Annotated in this window: 17 protein-coding genes and 1 pseudogene; 12 read left to right on the top strand and 6 right to left on the bottom strand. The window is 51.9% G+C overall.

All coding sequences use genetic code 11. The features are described from left to right. The first annotated feature begins 33 nt into the window (after positions 1-33). The 10 genes from QMG40_RS03475 to QMG40_RS03430 all read left to right on the top strand — a co-directional run bounded on the left by QMG40_RS03475 (position 34) and on the right by QMG40_RS03430 (position 12914). Positions 34-747: a hypothetical protein gene (locus QMG40_RS03475; RefSeq protein WP_283527939.1), complete on the top strand. Its 714-nt coding sequence runs from the start codon at positions 34-36 to the stop codon at positions 745-747. Further along, entirely contained in the window at positions 692-1993 is a 1302-nt protein-coding gene (locus QMG40_RS03470; RefSeq protein WP_349361596.1) for a glycosyltransferase family 4 protein, read from the top strand. The genes QMG40_RS03475 and QMG40_RS03470 overlap by 56 nt, the downstream gene beginning before the upstream one ends. After that, positions 1990-3744 carry a glycosyltransferase family 4 protein gene (locus QMG40_RS03465; protein ID WP_283527935.1) on the top strand — a complete coding sequence of 585 codons (1755 nt, stop codon included), beginning with the start codon at positions 1990-1992 and terminating at the stop codon, positions 3742-3744. Before QMG40_RS03470 ends, QMG40_RS03465 begins: the two co-directional genes overlap by 4 nt. Further along, positions 3741-4631: an ABC transporter permease gene (locus QMG40_RS03460; protein WP_283527933.1), complete on the top strand. Its 891-nt coding sequence runs from the start codon at positions 3741-3743 to the stop codon at positions 4629-4631. The genes QMG40_RS03465 and QMG40_RS03460 overlap by 4 nt, the downstream gene beginning before the upstream one ends. A gap of 106 nt (positions 4632-4737) precedes the next feature. Continuing rightward, positions 4738-5508, top strand: coding sequence for an ABC transporter ATP-binding protein (locus QMG40_RS03455; protein WP_349361589.1), 771 nt, complete (start codon positions 4738-4740; stop codon positions 5506-5508). Then, positions 5509-7410, top strand: coding sequence for a glycosyltransferase family protein (locus QMG40_RS03450; protein WP_283527931.1), 1902 nt, complete (start codon positions 5509-5511; stop codon positions 7408-7410). Between the two features lie 9 nt (positions 7411-7419). Then, a complete protein-coding gene (wecC, locus tag QMG40_RS03445; RefSeq protein WP_283527929.1) occupies positions 7420-8706 on the top strand; it encodes a UDP-N-acetyl-D-mannosamine dehydrogenase in 1287 nt (428 codons plus the stop codon). Positions 8707-8711: 5 nt separating this feature from the next. Further along, on the top strand, positions 8712-9608 hold the full coding sequence (locus QMG40_RS03440) for a hypothetical protein (RefSeq protein WP_283527927.1): 897 nt from the start codon (positions 8712-8714) through the stop codon (positions 9606-9608). Continuing rightward, positions 9605-11785: a glycosyltransferase gene (locus QMG40_RS03435; protein WP_283527925.1), complete on the top strand. Its 2181-nt coding sequence runs from the start codon at positions 9605-9607 to the stop codon at positions 11783-11785. The genes QMG40_RS03440 and QMG40_RS03435 overlap by 4 nt, the downstream gene beginning before the upstream one ends. A 205-nt stretch (positions 11786-11990) precedes the next feature. Then, positions 11991-12914, top strand: a complete 924-nt coding sequence (locus QMG40_RS03430; RefSeq protein ID WP_283527923.1) for a hypothetical protein — start codon at positions 11991-11993, stop codon at positions 12912-12914. Positions 12915-13033: 119 nt separating this feature from the next. On the opposite strand, the gene QMG40_RS17380 is transcribed toward QMG40_RS03430, so the two are convergent. Beyond that, entirely contained in the window at positions 13034-13177 is a 144-nt protein-coding gene (locus tag QMG40_RS17380) for a transposase (RefSeq protein WP_459252956.1), read from the bottom strand. Positions 13178-13237: 60 nt separating this feature from the next. Continuing rightward, complete coding sequence (locus QMG40_RS03425; protein WP_283527921.1) at positions 13238-13375, bottom strand: hypothetical protein; 138 nt, start codon at positions 13373-13375, stop codon at positions 13238-13240. A 194-nt stretch (positions 13376-13569) separates the two neighbouring features. On the opposite strand from QMG40_RS03425, the gene QMG40_RS03420 reads away from it, so the two are divergent. Next, positions 13570-13908: a transposase family protein gene (locus tag QMG40_RS03420; protein WP_283527918.1), complete on the top strand. Its 339-nt coding sequence runs from the start codon at positions 13570-13572 to the stop codon at positions 13906-13908. Between the two features lie 12 nt (positions 13909-13920). Here QMG40_RS03420 and QMG40_RS03415 read toward each other — a convergent pair whose 3' ends face one another. Then, positions 13921-15219 (bottom strand): ISL3 family transposase, encoded by a 1299-nt coding sequence (locus tag QMG40_RS03415; protein ID WP_283527916.1) that lies wholly within the window; start codon positions 15217-15219, stop codon positions 13921-13923. 67 nt (positions 15220-15286) lie between these two features. Here QMG40_RS03415 and QMG40_RS03410 point away from each other — a divergent pair. Continuing rightward, positions 15287-16354: pseudogene (locus tag QMG40_RS03410) on the top strand (ISL3 family transposase); the annotation flags it as partial. Between the two features lie 281 nt (positions 16355-16635). On the opposite strand, the gene QMG40_RS03405 reads toward QMG40_RS03410, so the two are convergent. Genes QMG40_RS03405 through QMG40_RS03395 form a run of 3 tightly spaced genes read right to left on the bottom strand, consistent with a single transcriptional unit; the run spans position 16636 to position 19324 of the window. Further along, positions 16636-17637, bottom strand: coding sequence for a Gfo/Idh/MocA family protein (locus QMG40_RS03405; protein WP_283527912.1), 1002 nt, complete (start codon positions 17635-17637; stop codon positions 16636-16638). Positions 17638-17639: 2 nt separating this feature from the next. Further along, positions 17640-18731, bottom strand: coding sequence for a DegT/DnrJ/EryC1/StrS family aminotransferase (locus tag QMG40_RS03400; protein WP_283527910.1), 1092 nt, complete (start codon positions 18729-18731; stop codon positions 17640-17642). Further along, entirely contained in the window at positions 18728-19324 is a 597-nt protein-coding gene (locus QMG40_RS03395; protein ID WP_283527908.1) for an acyltransferase, read from the bottom strand. Before QMG40_RS03395 ends, QMG40_RS03400 begins: the two co-directional genes overlap by 4 nt. Between the last annotated feature and the right edge of the window lie 20 nt (positions 19325-19344).

Genomic DNA, 19344 nt, shown 5'->3' with positions numbered 1-19344 from the left:
GTGCCAAATTGCTGATGGGGAAGTGAGACTAGTTTGAGACTACTTGTTGCGCGTTCAGGTCCAGTGCGCATCTGCCTAGTGGTCATGCTCCTCATTCCCGTACTGCTGCTCCAGTCATACGCTGCGAGGGCAAACCCGGGTGACGTGTTGACCGACCCGGGTGGTAAACAAACGACAGAGCCGTTTGAGGGCGACACACCTCCGCCGAAGATTCCAAATACTCCGCCTCTTGATCCTCCAGGTAATCCTCCGGTGGTTGTGCCCCCGCCGGTGGTTGCGCCCGAGCCGGATATCCCGGTCCAGCCTGCTCCAGTTGAGCCGGCTCCTCCCGCGCCTGTGGATGTGATCATTCCTGAGCCTCCGGTGTATGAACAGCCAGAGGAGCCAGTAATTGAACCGGTGGTACCGGAAATAGAAGCCGTTGAGCCGGAACCCACCAGTCCGGAAACTACCGCTGTCGCGCCCGCCGTGGCCCCAACCACGTCGTCCGCTGCCTCGACGCCCAAATCTTCCCTGCTACCAGAGAACGCCACCCCCACTGCTGCTGCCAAAACCATGTCTTCGAATACTCCCTTACCGTCAAACTCTCTGCTTTTGCAGGTGCTAGTAATTGCTGTACTTCTAGGTATTGGTCTGTGGTACATCCGGTTCATGCGGCGAGGTGGCTCACATCTTGAAGTCACTGCCAGAAATGGCCGCGTCATCCCCGCACCAAACGGTGGACCACATGCAGAGACTGGGAAGTAAACTGCCCTTGACAATCGGTAACAGGACTCGTGGCTATAAACGAATAATGCTTCTGACACACTCCTATTGGCCTGAACATAGTCCGCCTCAGCGTCGCTGGACGTCGTTAATCCGGGAATTCGGTTCAGCGGGCTGGGATGTTGACGTCGTGGCACCTTCGGCCCACTTTCCACAAGGGAGGCGAACACTGCCGAAGAGTATTGCTGGCAGGGTGTTTCGTTGCCAGAAGGGACCCCTGAATGAGGTAATTCTACGGATACCTTATTTGCCACACAGCGGGAACTTTCATGCTGCGAGATTGGTAGATCAGTTGTTTTCTGCAGCTATGTCCATCCCTGCCGGAATTTTTTGGTGCAAGTCGGACGCCATCATCGTGACTGCTCCAAGTCTGCCTATTCTGCTGGCAGGTTACGTTGTGGCGAAAGCGCGCACCGTTCCGCTTATCGTTGAAATGCGTGATGCCTGGCCGGATTTGGCCAGAGACGCTCGGATCGTTAAGGGCAATGTAAAGAGTCTCATTGAGCGGGTGGTGGAGGGCATACAGTTCCGAGCCGATCTAGTGGTTGCGGTGACCGAGGGCTTCGCCGAGACCCTCAGGGAACGTGGCGTGAAGAACGTAGTGACTGTCAGCAATGGACTAGATGTGGCGTCGATGCCAAGCTTTGCTGCACCCGGGCTGGACAAAAAAATCTTTGAGGCCTTGTATCTGGGCAATCATGGTCAAAGCCAACGCCTGGACGCCGTGATCAGGGCTAGTGCATTAGTGGGACCGGACATGCATCTACATATGGTGGGACATGGCACTAAACGCCCGGAGCTGATGAAGCTGGCCCGCGAGCTCAATGCCCCCGTTACGTTCCATGATTCTCTTCATGGGCAGGAGGTTCTTGACCGCTACGAATCCGCAGACACGTGCATTGTTTCTCTGCGTGATGATTGGAAGTCCTTCGAGGCAACCGTTCCGTCTAAGACCTATGAGGTGCTTGCAGTAGGTCGGCATGTAACAGCCATAGTGCGCGGTGAAGCTGCCCGCATCATACGTGAAGCCGATGCTGGCGACGTTGTTGCGTGGAAGGCAGAAGCTGTGGCTGAACTCTGGCGTGGACTTGCAGCAGACCGCAGCCGTCTGGATGCGGGAACTTCCGGACGCGATTGGGTGAGCGAAAACGCAGACTATCCCGTCCTGGCCCGAAAATACATGGACCACATCACTGCCATGATAGATCGTGCCCGGAGTCCCCAATGAACTTGTGGCGCAACCTCTCACTGGCGCTTTCTACGGCAACTGCTCATCTTAGCGATGACCCCGTTTTACTGTCGTTGCAGATTTCCCGCCGGCTTCCGGCGGGTTTGGTTTCTTCGGTAGCCAAATTCCTTACCAGGTCATTCCCACGGTCAACGTCGACGCTGGTACTTCTGGCCAGTTGCATTGCCGGAGATAAGTCGGGCGTGGACAGCAGACTGCGTCACGCGGCAGAAAGCGGCATTTCTGGAACTCGAGCACGCCGCGCCGTCGACGTCGCTCTGGCATCCGGGAGCCCGGAATGGGCGGATCAGATCCTTCCGCTGGCATCAGGGAGTAAGCTCCTGCCAGCAACCGTGGCGCGGCGTAAATGGTACGACGGCGACATGCAGGGAGCTATCGACGCTCTCGCGGGTGAGCCGGGGGTCATGAGGAAGCAGCTTGCGCGGCTGGTTGGAGAGCAACGTACCTTCAGCGGTTGGACGCCGGAACTTCCTCCCACAGCCATGATGGCAGTCAAAGGTAGGGTCCTGCATCTGTTGACCAACTCTCTGCCCCATACGAGCAGTGGCTATGCCCAACGCAGCCACTCCATCTTGTTGGCCCAGCAGGACGCCGGCCGGGAAGTTTTGGCAGTCACCAGACTTGGCTACCCTGTGCAAGTTGGTAAGCTTCTTGCTGCAGACGAAGACGTGATCGACGGCGTGCGGTACGCCAGGCTTATTCCTGTGAAGCTTGCGCATACGCCGGATGCTCGGTTACAGCAGGAAGCTGAGGAACTTTTGAAGGTGGCACTGGAGTTCAAGCCCGAAATTCTGCACACCACTTCTCATTTCCTAAATGGATTGGTAGTGAGCGCTGTGGCCAAAGCTCTGGGGATACCTTGGGTGTATGAGGTGCGGGGACAACTTGCGGACACATGGGCCTCCACACGCAGCGAACAGGCTAAGACTAGTGAGCGTTATGTGTTATTCCGCGGAGCCGAATCACGCGTTATGCAAGATGCTGACGCTGTTGTGACCTTGGGAACTGTTATGCTCAATGGCATCGTTTCCCAAGGAATTCCTGTCGAAAAAATCATTTTGGCTCCGAATGCTGTGGGCGGTGACTTTTTGCTTGACCCGGTCACACCCGAGATAGCACGCGGTATGCTCGGATTGGACCCTACCCTGAACTACATTGGTACTGTCAGCTCTTTGGTGGACTACGAGGGCCTTGACCACCTGATTGACGCTTTCTCAATTCTGGAACCCACCTTCCCAAAGTTGCGGTTGTTGCTCGTAGGCGGGGGCACGGCGGTGCCCGCACTGCAAACCCAAGCGGCAGCCCTGCAGTTATCTGAAAAGATTATTTTCGCGGGGCGAGTTCCCCGAGAACAGACCTCCCTGTACCACCAAGCTCTGGATATATTCGTTGTTCCACGCAAGGATCTGAATGTGACCCGTGCCGTGACGCCCTTGAAACCGGTGGAAGCATTGGCTAGTAGTCGTCCTGTTGTCGCCAGCGATCTTCCAGCGCTCCGGGAAATCGTGGAAGACGGTGTAAACGGCAGACTGTGCCCGGCCGGAGATCCGCAGATTCTTGCCAGCACTTTGCTGAGCCTGCTCCAAGATGAACCTGCCCGCCTGAGATTTGGGCGTGAAGGTAGGCGGGGAGTGTTGGAAGGTAGAACGTGGGCTGCGAATGCGCAACGGTGTGAAGCCAAATACAAGGAACTACTTATGAAACTGAACAAGAAGGAAACTTCGCAATGACACAGACACCGGAAACTGTGCCAGTTCCAGAAGCTGTCGCGAAGGATCTCTCCCTTGACTTGAGCCAACTGAGCCGCGTTGGTGCCCGTCCTGGATTCCTGGACTATCTAGTTCAACTTTGGGACTTCCGCAGCTTCATCATTTATGATGCTAGGGCGCGAGTAAAAAGTGGTACGCGCCGTGACAAATTAGGTAGTGTTTGGCTCCTACTAAATCCCATTTTTAATGGAGCGACGTACTTTGCGGTTTTTGGACTACTACTGGGTACTGGTAAGGGTATTCCAAACTTTATTGGTTATCTAATTGTCGGTATGTTTTTGTTCCAAATGACATCCGCAGCTATCACTGGTGGTGCTCGTTCTATCCAACAAAACCGGGCACTAGTCCAAGGTTTTACTTTTCCGCGTGCAGCTCTCCCTCTCGGAGTAAACATCCGTGAGGCGCTGGTCAACGTGCCTCTGATCATAGCCATGCTTCTGCTGGTGCTGCTGATACCACCTACAGAACCAATAACTTGGCGTTGGCTACTTATAATACCTGTTTTAATTCTGCAGTTCATTTTTAACCTTGGTTTAGGGCTTATCCTCGCTCGGTTGATTGCACGTGTTAATGACGTCGCTCACTTACTACCTTTCGTTTTAAGGGCGGTAATGTACTTGTCGGCAATCTTCTATTCTTATGAGCGTTTCATTGACAAACCAGTCGTTTTGAATGTTATGCAAGCGAACCCAGTCTTCATCATCATCGATATCAGCAGGGACAGTCTTTTGTATGGCAACACTCCTTCGTTGCATTCATGGACCGTGCTTACAGCATGGTCGTTAGCTGCACTAATAATCGGTAGTATCTACTTCTGGAAAGGTGAGGAGTCATATGTCCGTGGCTGATTTGCTGGCGGGTCTCCACCCTGTCCCCTGTGTCGTAGTAGACAAGGTTGCTGTGCGGTACCGTGTTCCTTCAACGGAGGCTCCAAAGGACATCAGGTACCCCCACATGAAGCTCATGCGCATGCTCAACCCCCTATCTAACACCGTAACGGTTCATGCAATCAAGGAGTTGTCCTTGGTTATAAATAGGGGAGAGTCGGTTGGGGTCATAGGCCGGAACGGATCGGGCAAAAGTACCCTAATGAAGCTTGTTAGCGGTCAAGTTCGACCATCCATAGGTGCAGTTCACGCATCCAGTACCCCTATCATGCTCGGAGTGAATGCGGCTTTGGTACCTGAACTTTCTGGAGATCAAAATGTAGTTCTTGGTTGTCTGGCCATGGGACTTAGCCACGCGCAGATCGCAGAACGTTTTGATGAAATTGTGGAAGTATCTGGCCTCGGGAAGTCCATCCATCTGCCGATGAAGTCATATTCTTCTGGTATGGGTTCCAGGCTCCGATTTGCCGTTGCGGCATCGGCTAATCCTGAGATTCTTCTTGTCGACGAGGCATTGAATACAGGTGATGCACAGTTTGCCGCTCGGAGTAAACAACGCATGGATCAGCTACGTTCCGAGGCTGGCTGCGTACTTCTAGTTAGTCACAGCCTGCCGACTATCCGACAAATGACTACTAGGACAATCTGGTTGGACAAGGGGGAACTGATCATGGATGGTTCGTCAAAAGAAGTTACGAAAGCGTACATGGTTTTTACGAAAGATCTAGCCAAGGGGAACCATGATTCCGCAACTAGGTTCCGTGCCGAAACGCAAGCGTCTTTGGAAAAAATAAACATAGTTGATACGTCGCGTAGGAAGAAAAAGGGGGCCTGCTAAATGTATTCACTTGCAGAAATACGTATTGCTCTTTGGCATCTGACGAACGGCGGCGTAAACCAGGTTCAAGAGTGGCAAGCTCGACGCCGTTCTGAGTTGGGATTCGCTTCCCCGAGGGACGCCAAGGGCGTCGAAGGAGGCTGGATAGGGAGCGGACGTAGGCGACGTCTAACCTTCGCAGATGCAGTTCTTCCGCAGGACTCAGTGAGGCGAAAGGATTTGAAGGTAGGCGTAATACTCGATTCATTTTCTGCTCTGGCTTTTGGCTTCGAGTGGGAATCCGTGTCATTAGATCCAAGGCATGGATCTCATCAGTTGGATGGTATGGACTTGGTATTTGTTGAGTCTGCTTGGGCGGGTAATGACAAACTCTGGACTGGGAAACTAACAAGTAAATCGGGTCCGTCTCAGGAACTTCGTGGTCTTTTGAATGCTTGTAAAGAGAAGAGTATTCCGACAGTTTTCTGGAATAAGGAAGATCCGCCGCACTACGATGATTTTCTTCCGGCGGCTAAGCTGTTTGATTTCGTATTCACTTCGGATGAAAGTCGCATCGAATGCTATATTGAGGATCTTGGTCATGATCGAGTAGACGTGCTATCTTTCGCGGCACAACCGGCCGTGCACAATCCTGTGAGGCCATCTAAAGGATGGCACGTTCGTGACGTTGCTTTCGCAGGTATGTATTTTTCTCATAAATTCCCAGAACGCCGTGAACAGATGGATTTTTTGCTTGGCGGCGCAATGGACGTCTCGACGAAGATGAAAACGGGACTAGAGATATTCTCTCGATTTTTGGGTGGAGGTCCGCAATACCAATTCCCGGTACCGCTCGATTCACGTGTTGTAGGTTCGCTGACCTACCAGCAGATGTTGTCAGCGTACAAAGCGTATAAGGTATTTCTCAACGTAAATTCTGTCGTAGAATCTCGCAGCATGTGTGCCAGACGAATTTTCGAAATCTCGGCAGCGGGGACTCCCGTGATTTCCGCTCCAAGTGAAGCGATAAGAAATTTCTTTAGCGATTTGGAGGTGCCCATTGCTGTCACACGAGAGGAAGCTGGCCACCTCACTCGAGCGCTCGTCTCTAACAGCGAACTAAATGACCGGACCGTACATTTGGCTCAGAGGCGTATATGGCGTTTTCATACATACTCCCAGCGCGTGGAAATGGTCTTAGAACGTGTTTTGCCGAAGCGGACCAAAAGCATAGCCTTCCCTAGCGTTTCTGCGCTGGTTTGCACCATCAGACCTGCGCAGCTTGAACAGATATTCAAGACTGTTGGCAGCCAAGAGGGTGTCCGTCCGCAGCTAGTTGTGCTGACCCATGGCTTTGAGATCCCGATGGAAGATATTCGGCATTTGCAAATGACGTACGACTTACCTGACGTTGTAGCCCTAACTGCTCGTATCGATGTGTCCTTAGGTGAGTGCTTGAACCGCTGCGTTGCCGCTTCTAGCGGGGAAATTCTCACAAAAATGGATGACGACGATTATTACGGACCCAACTATCTCGCCGATCAGCTGTATGCATTGAGTTACTCGCGAGCCGACATAGTTGGGAAGCAAGCGCACTATATGCACCTAGAGTCGTCGAACGCGACTATTCTAAGATTCGGTCACAAGGAGCATAAATTTACAAGCTTCGTAATGGGCCCCACGATCATGGGCAACCGTAGCGTGTTCATGCGGGTACCCTTTCCAGATGTGCGTTCGGGTGAGGATACTGGCTTTCTCAGGAAAGCAAGAGAAGCTGGAATGAAAATCTATTCCGCAGATAGATTCAATTTCTGTCAAGCACGTAACTCGAGCGGTCACACGTGGAAGCTACGCGAAGTCGAAGCTCTCGCGACGAGCGAGCTAAAGTTCTATGGCCAAGCCACGGAACATATAACTATTTAGTGGAGAATCATGAAAAATATTAACACGGTGGCAGTTATCGGATTGGGCTATATAGGGCTACCGACAGCAGCGATCCTTGCTACCCATGGCTCCGAAGTAATTGGCGTTGATATCAACCAGTCTACAATTGCGGCTGTAAACCGAGGAGAAGTGCCTTTCGTCGAGCCAGACTTGCAAGCACATGTTTCCAGCGCGGTATCGCTGGGGAAGCTGCGGGCTACAAGTGAGACACCATCGGCGGGGACGTATGTAGTTGCTGTTCCTACACCCTTCAAAGCGGATCGATCGGCTGACCTTAGTTTCATCGAGGCAGCGGCAGCAATGATTGCCGACCAATTGGTTGGTGACGAACTCATTATCTTAGAGTCGACTTCACCTCCTGGAACAACCCAGTATATGGCTGAATACATAATTTCCCTGCGGCCGGATTTATCACTTGACGGGGAAGGTGGACGAGCTGTAATTCATGTGGCGCATTGTCCTGAGAGGGTATTACCAGGCCGAGTCATGATTGAACTGGTCACAAATGATCGGATCATCGGCGGCCTCACATCAACTGCGTCAATTCGCGCTAAGGACCTTTACTCCACGTTTTGTCAAGGAGAAATGCTTCTTAGTGATGCCAAAACGGCAGAGTTGGCCAAGCTTGTTGAGAATTCTTACAGAGACGTTAATATTGCATTCGCAAATGAACTATCAATGATCAGTGAAGAATTAAATGTTGATGTATGGGAACTAATTCGATTGGCAAATCATCATCCCCGAGTAAATATTCTACAACCTGGTCCTGGTGTTGGTGGTCATTGCATTGCTGTGGACCCGTGGTTCATAGTTGCTGCTACGCCGGAACGGGCGAAACTCATAAGGACTGCTCGGGAGGTAAACGATTCTAAGCCCGACTGGGTTTGTGACAAAGTTCTAGCTGCTTTAAGCGATATGCCGATATCAACTCAAATTGGAGTACTTGGGTTATCATTCAAGGCAAATATAGACGACATTAGAGAGTCACCGGCGGTGCAGATTGCTATACAGCTTGCTACAAAACTACCGGAGCGTACTATCAACATTGCTGAACCTCACATTGAAAAGCTCCCGAGGCAATTCGATGAACTAGATAATGTAAAATTGGTTGACCTAGAAATAGCGATAGAAAATTCGAACATTATCGTTATACTAGTTGATCATGACGCAATTAAGTCTTTGGACCTTAGAGCAAAAACGGGGCGTAAAATTATTGATACACGTGGTATCCTAAGTCAAAATATTGCAGGACTAAATCTTGAACTGGTAGTGTAGGTACAATGCTCTCATTTGCACTGTTGAAAAAGAGTCGGCTGATTCAATTCACAACTGCGTCCGTAATATTTTTCTCAGTATTTGCTATCCTATATGTTTTCGCGGACTTCAGAATATTCTTATTTTTTGTGATTATATATTTATTGTTGATGATTACCGTTTTGATGACCAGAGTTGTCCAGCTAGAGTGGAGGACTACAACTACGGAAAAATCAGAAACTAAACGCAGACTTGCCAACGAGTCGCTACTGAATGAAATGAGACTCGAAATTCAGCGTGAGCTCCACGAAGAACTTAGACTAGGACGAGCGAAGTTACCGGCTAATTCAAGGTCAGCCAGGGATTCATTCCGGCGGTCCACCAAGATAGGGCCATCGGATGGTCCCGTTGTTGGTCGCTTGGCAGCAGCCGTAGCAGAGACAAATGAATATGACAACAGACTATTTGAGCTCTTGAATCCGGGGAAACAATGTGTTGTTGCGGGCATTTTGTCAGCAAATCTGAGACACGCGCTCGAGGATCACTATTCGGTTTGCGAAGTCCTTCCAGGTGTAGTTCAGCAACAACTTAGCGATTCGAATGCTTCAATGCTAGTTATCGATCAGCATGCCTTTCAAGAGGGGGCATGGTTTGGAGCTGACTCAGCATCGGAGTCTCTCTTGAACGCACAGATTATCGAATCGATCGAACTTGCGAAGACTCTTGACATGATTGTTTGCTACATATCTACGGGTGCCGTGGCAAGACCATACTCCAATAGTATTAGATCTGTAGCGGACGCAGTCTTCGGGGCGGATGCCGAGGATACGGATTGGTCGGAATCTATTGGAGTCCGCTTCGTGACAATAATCGATAGTTATGTATCAGCAATTGATGGCAAGTCCAAAGAGGTTTTTGTATGAGTAATCCTAAAATGAAACGCAGAAGAATATTACTTTATGGTGATATTGATCTGAATACAATTGACGGATCAGCTATATGGCTGCTGTCGATGGTAGAAGCTTTGTCTTGCACCAGTTCACATGTCACCGTGTTACTCAAAAAAAACGCTGAGAGAAATGGATTCTTAGACAGGATTGAGAGTTTATCGAATGTCAGCATAGTGCAGCCTTTTGCTGAGCATGACCACCTTTCAAAGACGGAACTATCACCACGTGATGCGGCTCAAAAGCTGCTTGAAATCGACAGAACACTGCATTCTGATGTTGTCATCTGCAGAGGATCCATAGTTAGTGGTCATGTCGCGGGTTCTCCTGCATTAGCAGCGAAGTCATGGCTCTACATGACTGATATACCTCATCCAGCCCAGCAAATTAATGCCCGACGTTTAGAGCAAATTCGAAAAATTGCGAATTCCTGTAGGAGGATGTTCGCCCAGACTCGAGATGCTCAGTCATACCTAGAGTCAATTGCACCAGAAGCATGCGGAAAGACCCTAGTCCTCACACCGATGGTTCCTGACGAATATTTTAGAGTGAATTTCGATTCACCGTGCGGGGAGGCGATCCGTCTGGTTTATTCCGGCAAGTTCGCCAAGGATTGGCGGACTTTGGAGATGTGTGAGCTCCCCAAGCTCTTGTCTAATGAAGGAATAGATAACGAGCTGACGATGATTGGTGACAAGTTTCAAAGAGACCCGCACGATGTGGAGTGGGCATCACAGATGGAAGCATCTATCCAAGGGGACGGATTGACATGGCTCGGTGGCATGTCGCGTGACGCCGCTGTTAAAGTTGTCTCAGGCCATGACATTTCCTTAAGCTGGCGTAGCCAAAAGATGGATGATAGTTTTGAGATTTCTACTAAAGTTCTCGAGGCTGCTGCACTGGGTGTACCACCCCTAATTAATAGAAATGCCGCTCATGAGGAACTCTTTGGGGTTGAGTATCCCCTATATGTAGAGAAGGACGATGTTAAAGAGGTGGTAGATGTTTTGGCTGAGCTCGGCCACGTACCTACCACGCTTCGAGAGCACGTGAGGGAATGCGTGGGTGAATATTCCATCAGCGCATCTGCACGGAGGTTAGAGGCGTATTTCACGGCTTCGGAGCCTAATTATGAGTCAGTACCAAGACACGTGGGAAAGGTTCGTGTTGTCCTTGCAAGTCATGATTTAAAATTTGCAGGCGAATTAGTAGATATGTTATTCGTTAGGGATGACATTGAATTAAGATTTGACCGATGGCCCTCCCTGCATGTGCATGACAAAGAGGCGTCTGAAGCGCTTGCTGAGTGGGCTGACGTGGTTATCTGCGAATGGGCGGGTCCAAACGCTGTATGGTACTCCAACAATAAGCGAAATAGACAAAAGCTCATTGTCAGATTGCATATGTTTGAACTTAGAGGACCTTGGCTCCAGAAGATTGCAGTTGAAGCGATAGATACCCTCATCTGCGTTTCGAGTCTATATGAGGAACGGGTTCGGAAAATGGAAGGATGGGCTCGGGCTAATATAAAAGTGATACCAAATTCTGTAAATAGTTTAGATCTCAATCGTCCCAAGTTGGCCCATAGTGAATTCCGTTTGGGCTTGGTTGGAATCGTACCTATTCGTAAGCGCTTGGACAGAGCCGTTGAGCTGATGCAAGGACTTCTCGAACGAGACGAACGATTCACTCTCCATGTCAAAGGTCGTATGCCTTGGGAGTATGACTATGAGTGGAAAAAACCCACTCAGCAGATGGTCTACAGGGAAATTTTCAGTGATATCGGTGCTGATAAGAGATTGCTCAGGTCGATAGTCTTTGAGCCATTTGGCGCTGATATGGGATCGTGGATGCGCAAAATTGGATTTGTGCTGTCACCCAGCTCAGATGAAAGTTTTCATTTGGCTCCTGCCGAAGGCATGGCTAGCGGTGCGGTTCCGATCTTCTGGGATCGTCCAGGGGTGGACGGAATCTTCGGGGATCGCTGGAAAGTACAGGACACCTCTGAAGCAGTAAATCGAATTCATGCACTCGCTTCGAACGAAAGTCAACGTTCGCGGGAAGCAGAGGCGGCCGTAATTTTTAGTCAGCGATTCGATGTCGATAGTCTTGAAAGCATGTGGCTAGCTGAAGTTCTGGAGCTTCAAAAATGAGTCTCCATTTCTTGGTTATTGTGTGCACTTTTGCCCTACTTGACACTTGCCGGCTCTCTGAATGCTATTGGCAGAACTGCAAGTTGACAGTAATCGATGACTTTGTATCGGATTGAATTAACTTACGCTAAAATGATTTGAGTTCTTCCAACACCAGGTAGTTTAGAATACACGCTGTAGTAAACTAGTCAAATAGGATTTGTAAATGTCACGTAGAACTCTTGAGGGTTACACTGGGATCAAACAGACTACTTTCAGTTCTATTGATACATTTGAGGCAGCGTATTCTCCCACTGGAGTTATCACTATCGATTATGACGGTTATCCGCTGGACGTTCTGAACGTGTTTCGCGGCGCTAAAACCACGCTGATTGTTTTCCACTCGTCATTGAATGAGAAGATGCAAGTGCTACCCGTATTCTCCGGTCAGCGTTTGGCCGAAGACCACAACATGAACCTGATTTCGTTGTCTGATCCCTCACTCTGCTTTGATGACTCGCTTAATTTGGCGTGGTTTCTTGGAAATAGAAAGCAGTCCCTTATCAGTGATATTCCAAGAATCATTGGGACTATTATGAAAACACATTTGGGGTCAAAGGCTATTTATTTCGGTTCATCTGGTGGCGGATTTGCCGCTTTGCTGCATAGTAGGTTGGAACACGGTGCGGTAGCAATTGTGGCAAACCCTAGAATTGACCTCAATGCTCGACCGAAACAAGATCTTGGCTTATATTTGCGGAGCTGTTTTCGGGCCTCAGGAAGAACTGCGGGTCATAGAATCATGCGTGAGAATATTGTTATGAATGTGTCTTCATTATACAAAAAAAATAGTGAGAATGTTATTGTTTATATACAAAATGTTAGAGATAGGTACTACCTGCGCGATAATATGCTCCAATTTGTTCAATCTACGAGCGGTAATGTAAATTTGAATTTGTTATTGTCGGACTTCGGTGTTGGGCATAGACCGGTTCCGCGACAAGTTCTGGACGGCGTTATCTCTGCGGTGGTTAAAAGAAATGATTCATTAGAAATGAATCTTTCAGAAATTGGATTCCGTAATAGTCCGTCTCTTCTGACTGTCGATCAGTGGATTTCAGATTTGCTCGAAGAGCCACTCGAGTCTTAGGACTTCAACATCCCCAGAGACTGGGATGCCACGAATTCCTTGGAATCGGCATTCCTTCCTCCGCGTGGCGATAATCCGGCTCTTGGTGGTTCGTGGGGATTCGGGTTCCCGGGTGAATGTCATGCCATCGTCCGGGCGGCACTTCTTAGGTGAATAACTGATTTGTAGTTGTTTCGGTTGCGGTAGCCGCGGGCGGTGCGTTTGATGTGCTTGATGGAGGTGTTGTTCGCTTCGACTTTTCCGGTAGTGGCGCCGGTGACGATGAGGACCTCGCTCTCTTTCCATCACCGGCAAATGGTCCGCCAAAGCCTGGTCGTCTCCGGTTACTTCGATGCTTGCACCAACTCTTCGAGGCGGTCTTTGGCCAGCTCGGCATCTTCTAATGAAGCAGTTTGCAACAAGACCCGCACTTGTTCTTTTACTGGCTCTCCGCGGTTCGTGGTGAAATCCACTATTGTCATGGATGATTCACCGCTGTTCTGGCGGCGCTCCTGAGCATAATACGAGTCGTGTAGTTGGCGCTATTGACGGCTCTCCGTGGTTCGTGGTGAAATCTGGTTTCGTGTCACTGAACGGGCTCTCCGCGGTTCGTGGTGAATTCTGGTTTCGTGTCCTTGAACAGAGGTGGCTCGTAGCCCTGTTGTGATGGATGTTCTTGACGCATTCATCGATGACAGGACTACGAGCCTTGACCGAGCTTACTTTGGTGCACCCTGATGCTGCCACCACGATCTTCAACCTTGAGGACTACCGGGTTCTAGGAACCCAGATCCTTGACCATGGAAAGCGCCGAATTTACGTTGAAAGCACCGTCGAGTCAGGCTGCCCTGGCTGCGGTGTCATTGGTGGCCGCCGCCATTCGAGGCGATGGCAACGAGTGCGTGACATCCCCGTGGCCGGCCCGGTCGAAGTCCTCTGGTGCAAGTACCGATACTTTTGCGATGAGGCATTCTGTGAGCGGAAGACTTTTTCGGCTCTCCGCGGTTCGTGGTGAAATCCACTATTGTCATGGATGATTCACCGCTGTTCTGGCGGCGCTCCTTAGCATAATACGAGTCGTGTAGTTGGCGCTATTGACGAAGCCGCGGCCGGTCCGCTTGATGTGTTTGATGCTGGTGTTGTTGGCTTCTACTTTTCCCGTGGTGGCGCCGCTGACGATGAGGACTTCGATCTCTTTCCACCACCTGCAAATGGTCCGCCAAAGCCTAGTCGTCTCAGGTTGGTTGGATTCCTTGACGAGGCGTTCAAGGTGGTCTTTAGCGATCTCGGCGTCCTCCAACGACCCCGTGCGCAGCAGTGTTCGCACTTGTTCTTTTACGTCCCACGCGGTCTTGAGTTTCCCTGTCGGATCGTCGGTGGCGAAGACCTTCTCCAACCGCACCCGGGCTGGCTCGGAAAGTGAATCACCGGCTCGTAGGAGCAGCATTCGGTGTGCCCAGGCTGGGTCCACGGCTCGGCCACGACGCCCACGCACCTGATGGGAAAGTTGCTGCCTGACTTCTGTCAACGCCTGGTTGGCGAGCTGGATGAGGTGGAAATGATCCACGGAAACGGCGGTGCGGGGCAGCCACATCCGCAGCGCTTTTCTAAAAGCTGCTGAGGGATCGATCGCGACAACTTGAACGCCGAGGCGCCACTCCAGGGGCCGCTGGATGAGCCATGCACCGACCCCGGTGTGGTCTCGGCCGTCAACAACACCAAGGATCTGCCCGGTATCCAGGTCAACAATCGTCGTCATCCACGGTTCAATCCGCTGCCACGCGTTGGTCTCTGTGTTCTTGAAGAAGCGGACGGATCGGAAGCGGTGTTCATCAATGCCGAGCATCCTTGGCCGCAGCAGATCGACGTTGGGAAGTTTGGTTGCTGCCACACTCAACGCCTTCTGAACCAACCACCACGACACCCCGTGGGCAGTGGCGGTTTCCGTTGCGGCGCGGCCAGAGTCAATGACTGCTCGCACGAGAGCACTACGGAGTCGGCTCGTGGTGCGTGCCCTGGCCGGGACCTCGATCGTGGCTTCAAAGAACGTTTTGCGAGGGCACAATGTTTCGTCGCAGAACAGTCGCCGCTTGGCCCAAACAACCTCCACCGGACCGGCGATGGGGATGTCCTTGACTCGTTGCTGCCGGCCAGAATGGCGACGGGTGCCAATGACCCCGCAGCCAGGACACCCGGATTCGGCGGTGCTTGCTATCTGAATTCTTCGTTGGCCAAAACTCAGGATCTGGGTTTCAAGTACACGGTAATCGTCCAGATTGAAGATCGTGGTGGCAGCATCAAGGTGCACCAAAGTAAGCTCGTTCAAGGCTCGTAGTCCTGTCAAAGATGAATGCGTCAGAACATCCATCACAACAGGGCTACGCGCCACCTCTGTTCAAGGACACGAAACCAGAATTCACCACGAACCACGGAGAGCCACTTTTTCTGAGTCCACGCTCGAGGTCCCTGCCCGGGCTCGCTCCACCCGCCGGCTCCATGGCGCACTCGTTGCTGCGGTCATCTCTTCCGGGCGGGCCGCAGCGGAGACAGCCATCGCCCATGGAGTCTCTTGGTGGCTAGTGCAAAAAGCATTGACCACAGCGGCGACGAAACTTCCCAACGTTGACCTCCTGCGGCCAAGGATGCTCGGCATCGATGAGCACCACTTCGGCGCCGTCCGCTTCTTCGAAAATACGGAAATCAATGCGTGGCAGCGGATCGAGCCGTGGATGACGACGATCGTTGATCTGGATACCGGGCAGATCCTAGGTGTTGTTGACGGGCGCGACCACACCGGGGTCGGGGCTTGGTTGATCAAAGGACCCTTGGAATGGCGACTCGGCGTTCAAGTCGTAGCTATTGATCCCTCGGCAGCATTCAGGAAAGCGCTACGGATATGGCTGCCCCGCACCGCCGTCTCCGTTGACCATTTTCATCTCATACAACTCGCGAACCAGGCACTGACAGAGGTGAGGCAGGCGCTCTCCCATCAGGTGCGGGGTCGTCGTGGCCGGGCTGTGGATCCTGCCTGGGCGCATCGGATGCTGCTCCTACGCGCCGGCGATTCCCTCTCAGATCAGGCCCGGGCACGGTTAGAGCAGGTCTTCGCCACCGATGATCAGACCGGGAAACTCAAGGCAGCGTGGGATGTGAAGGAACGAGTACGAACGGTGCTGCGCACCGGCTCCTTGGAAGACGCCGAGCTGGCGAAGGAACACCTCGAATATCTCGTCAAGGAATTCCGTCAGCCTGAGACAACACGGCTGTGGCGGAATATTTGCCGGTGGTGGAAAGAGATCGAAGTCCTCATTGTCACCGGCGCGACCACAGGGAAAGTCGAAGCCAACAACACCAGCATCAAACACATCAAAAGGACCGGGCGAGGCTTCGTCAATAGCACCAACTACACAACAAGGATTATGCTCAGAAGCGCCGCCAGAACAGCGGTGAATCATCCATGACGACAATGGAATTCACCACGAACCACGGAGAGCCACTGGACGAAGGTGGCTCGTAGCCCTGCTGTGATGGATGTTCTTGACGCATCCATCGATGACAGGACCACGAGCCTTGAACGAGCTTACTTTGCCGCACCCTGATGCTGCCACCACGATCTTCAACCTTGAGGATTACAAGTGGCTCTCAGGCTGCGCAAAATACCAGCCATTGACGAGCTCGCAAAGAATTTCAGTAGGCGCCACTTGGCTCGGTAGCTATTTAGTCATGAATAAGAAGGGGGTACTTACTGCAGATTTGAGGGCATCGCTGCGGGCTGCCCAGATCTGGAGGATTCCAGTACTGCTTCTGCTACAAGGAGAGTGTCTTGTCCTTCGGCCATGGTGACTACGTCATTGCGCAAGCCCAGCACGGCGTCACGGAATGCTTCGTGTTCAGTGCGTAATGGCTCAGGCTTGGCGATGGCCAGGCGGGTCACATTGCCCTCGGAAACACCACGGAACGCTGCCATGGACTCCCATTCAGTAGCGACTATCCCGTTCTCGAAAAATGTTAGATCAGCTGTGACAGTGTCAGCTACGAATGCACCTTTTTCACCGGTGACAATCGTCAGGCGTTCCTTCATGGGTGAAAGCCAGTTGACAAGATGGTTGGTGATCACACCATTGGCGAGCTTGCCTGTTGCGGCCACCATGTCCTCGTGGGGCCGGCCACTACGTGTTGTGGTCTGGGCAAATATTGATTCAAAGCGGCTCTGGGCCAGCCATGCTGTGAGGTCTATGTCATGCGTACCCAGATCTTTGACCACACCAACATCAGCGATACGCGAAGGGAACGGTCCTTGTCGGCGGGTGGCAATCTGGTAGACCTCACCCAACTCGCCATCAGCAATTCTGCTGCGCAGCGACTGCAAAGCGGGGTTAAAACGCTCGATGTGCCCCACAGCGCCAACAAGACCCTTGGCTGCGAAAGCTTCCACTAAGCGTTGACCTGCTGGCGCACTGGCTGCAATCGGCTTTTCCACTAATGTATGGATTCCAGCTGCGGCTAACGCTAAACCCACTTCTTCATGCATGCCCGTGGGGACGGCCGCCACAGCCATATCCAGTCCAGCAGCGATGAGTTCCTCAACACTACGCAAGAGAGGCAGTTCTTTAGCCACCCCATGTGGATCGCCATAAACGTCAGCTACAGCAACAAGCTCAATACCATCAACTTCGCGGATCACTCTGGCATGGTGGCGACCCATCATCCCTAGACCGATCAGTCCTACTCGCAGATTCGCCATGCTCACGCACCTGACTTCACGATAGTGTTCACAGCACTGACAATACGGGCTAAATCATCTTGGCTCAGTGAGGGGCGCACTGGCAAAGACAAGACTTCCTTGGCCGCTATCTCGGTATTAGGCAGGTCTTCTACACTATTGAAAGAAGGAAGCCGGTGGTTAGGAGCCGGATAGTACACACCGGAACCAATGTTGAATTCGCTTCGTAACCGCGCATGCAACTCATCACGACCCTGCGGAACACGAATCGTGTACTGGTGATAAACGTGCTCTGCACCGTCCGCCACCTTCGGTGTTCCCACACCTTCAAGATTAGCACTCAGGAACGCGGCATTAGCCTGTCGCTGTCTGGTCCAGTCCATGACTTTCTTCAGCTGCACCCGCCCAATAGCTGCGTGTAAGTCCGTCATGCGATTATTGAAACCAACCAACTCGTTTTCATACTGAGTCTCCATGCCCTGATTACGCAGCAGACGCAGGTTCCGCTCCACCGTCGCATCCGCGGTCGAGACCATACCGCCCTCACCAGAAGTCATGTTCTTCGTGGGGTACAGGCTGAACATCCCAAACTTACCGAACGTGCCAACTTTCTTCCCGTTCAGGGCCGCACCGTGAGCCTGCGCGGCGTCTTCATACAAATCGATGCCATGCTTATCGGCAAGAGCTACAAATGCTTCAGCGGCAAAAGGGTGCCCGTACAGGTGCACGGGCATGATGCCCTTGGTCTTATCCGTGATCAGTGACTCCACATGAGCAACATCAAGTGAGTAGTAGTCAAGCTCAATGTCAGCAAAAACCGGTGTTGCACCAGTCAACGCCACAGAGTTACCCGTTGCAGCAAAAGTAAAGGACGGCACAATGACCTCGTCACCGACTCCAACACCGGACGCTAGCAACCCTAAGTGCAACCCGGAAGTACCGGAATTGACTGCCACACTGGCCCGGCCATCAAGGAGAACCTGAGAAAATTCCGTCTCAAAATCGGCCACCTGCTGGCCCTGCGCCAACATACCTGACGCCATAACGGCCTCGACCGCTGCCCGCTCCTGGGCACCAATGATCGGTTTTGCTGCGGGAATGAAGTCCTGGTTCATACTTTGTCCTCTGCCTCTTTCAGGAGATTTTCATCTTCAACATATTTTGTGCCAGTTTCTGGACATACCCAGAATCCATCATCGAAAGCCAGCGGGAACCCGGCCTTTCCCACCCAGCCTAAGCGGCGAGCAGGAACCCCCGCCATCAACGCAAACGCAGGAACGTCTTTAGTCACCACGGACCCAGCCGCGATCGTGGCCCAACGGCCAATCCTTAGCGGTGCAATGCACACTGCCCGGGCGCCCACCGAGGCCCCATCTTCAATCGTGACACCTACCGGAACCCAGTCATGGGCACTCTTCAGCGTCCCGTCAGGGCTCACTGCCCGCGGATACGTGTCGTTAGTCAACACCACTGCCGGACCGATAAACACCCCGTGGCCCAGAACTGCCGGTTCATACACCAACGCGTAATTCTGAATTTTTGTATTAGCACCGATATGAACCCCGTTGCCAACATAGGCCCCACGACCCACGATGCAGTTCTCCCCAAGGACCGCGTCTTCACGGACTTGGGCCAAATGCCAAATCTTTGTGCCTTCGCCAAGAATTGCCTGCTCTGCAACATCGGCACTAGGGGCAATAAAAGTCATACTGATTCTCCTGATCACGA

Origin of the sequence: Arthrobacter antibioticus (assembly GCF_030063205.1) — a bacterium.
Classification (GTDB): domain Bacteria; phylum Actinomycetota; class Actinomycetes; order Actinomycetales; family Micrococcaceae; genus Specibacter.
This window is presented reverse-complemented; position numbering and strand designations above follow the sequence as displayed.

What these genes read in the sequence shown, in the direction of transcription:
- QMG40_RS03405 (WP_283527912.1), bottom strand. Translation starts at nt 17,637, where the DNA reads ATGGCGAATCTGCGAGTAGGACTGATCGGTCTAGGGATGATGGGTCGC.
- QMG40_RS03400 (WP_283527910.1), bottom strand. Translation starts at nt 18,731, where the DNA reads ATGAACCAGGACTTCATTCCCGCAGCAAAACCGATCATTGGTGCCCAG.
- QMG40_RS03425 (WP_283527921.1), bottom strand. Translation starts at nt 13,375, where the DNA reads ATGACAATAGTGGATTTCACCACGAACCGCGGAGAGCCAGTAAAAGAA.
- QMG40_RS03395 (WP_283527908.1), bottom strand. Translation starts at nt 19,324, where the DNA reads ATGACTTTTATTGCCCCTAGTGCCGATGTTGCAGAGCAGGCAATTCTT.
- QMG40_RS03465 (WP_283527935.1), top strand. Translation starts at nt 1,990, where the DNA reads ATGAACTTGTGGCGCAACCTCTCACTGGCGCTTTCTACGGCAACTGCT.
- QMG40_RS03460 (WP_283527933.1), top strand. Translation starts at nt 3,741, where the DNA reads ATGACACAGACACCGGAAACTGTGCCAGTTCCAGAAGCTGTCGCGAAG.
- QMG40_RS03470 (WP_349361596.1), top strand. Translation starts at nt 692, where the DNA reads ATGGCCGCGTCATCCCCGCACCAAACGGTGGACCACATGCAGAGACTG.
- wecC (WP_283527929.1), top strand. Translation starts at nt 7,420, where the DNA reads ATGAAAAATATTAACACGGTGGCAGTTATCGGATTGGGCTATATAGGG.
- QMG40_RS03435 (WP_283527925.1), top strand. Translation starts at nt 9,605, where the DNA reads ATGAGTAATCCTAAAATGAAACGCAGAAGAATATTACTTTATGGTGAT.
- QMG40_RS03430 (WP_283527923.1), top strand. Translation starts at nt 11,991, where the DNA reads ATGTCACGTAGAACTCTTGAGGGTTACACTGGGATCAAACAGACTACT.
- QMG40_RS03440 (WP_283527927.1), top strand. Translation starts at nt 8,712, where the DNA reads ATGCTCTCATTTGCACTGTTGAAAAAGAGTCGGCTGATTCAATTCACA.
- QMG40_RS03455 (WP_349361589.1), top strand. Translation starts at nt 4,738, where the DNA reads ATGAAGCTCATGCGCATGCTCAACCCCCTATCTAACACCGTAACGGTT.
- QMG40_RS03450 (WP_283527931.1), top strand. Translation starts at nt 5,509, where the DNA reads ATGTATTCACTTGCAGAAATACGTATTGCTCTTTGGCATCTGACGAAC.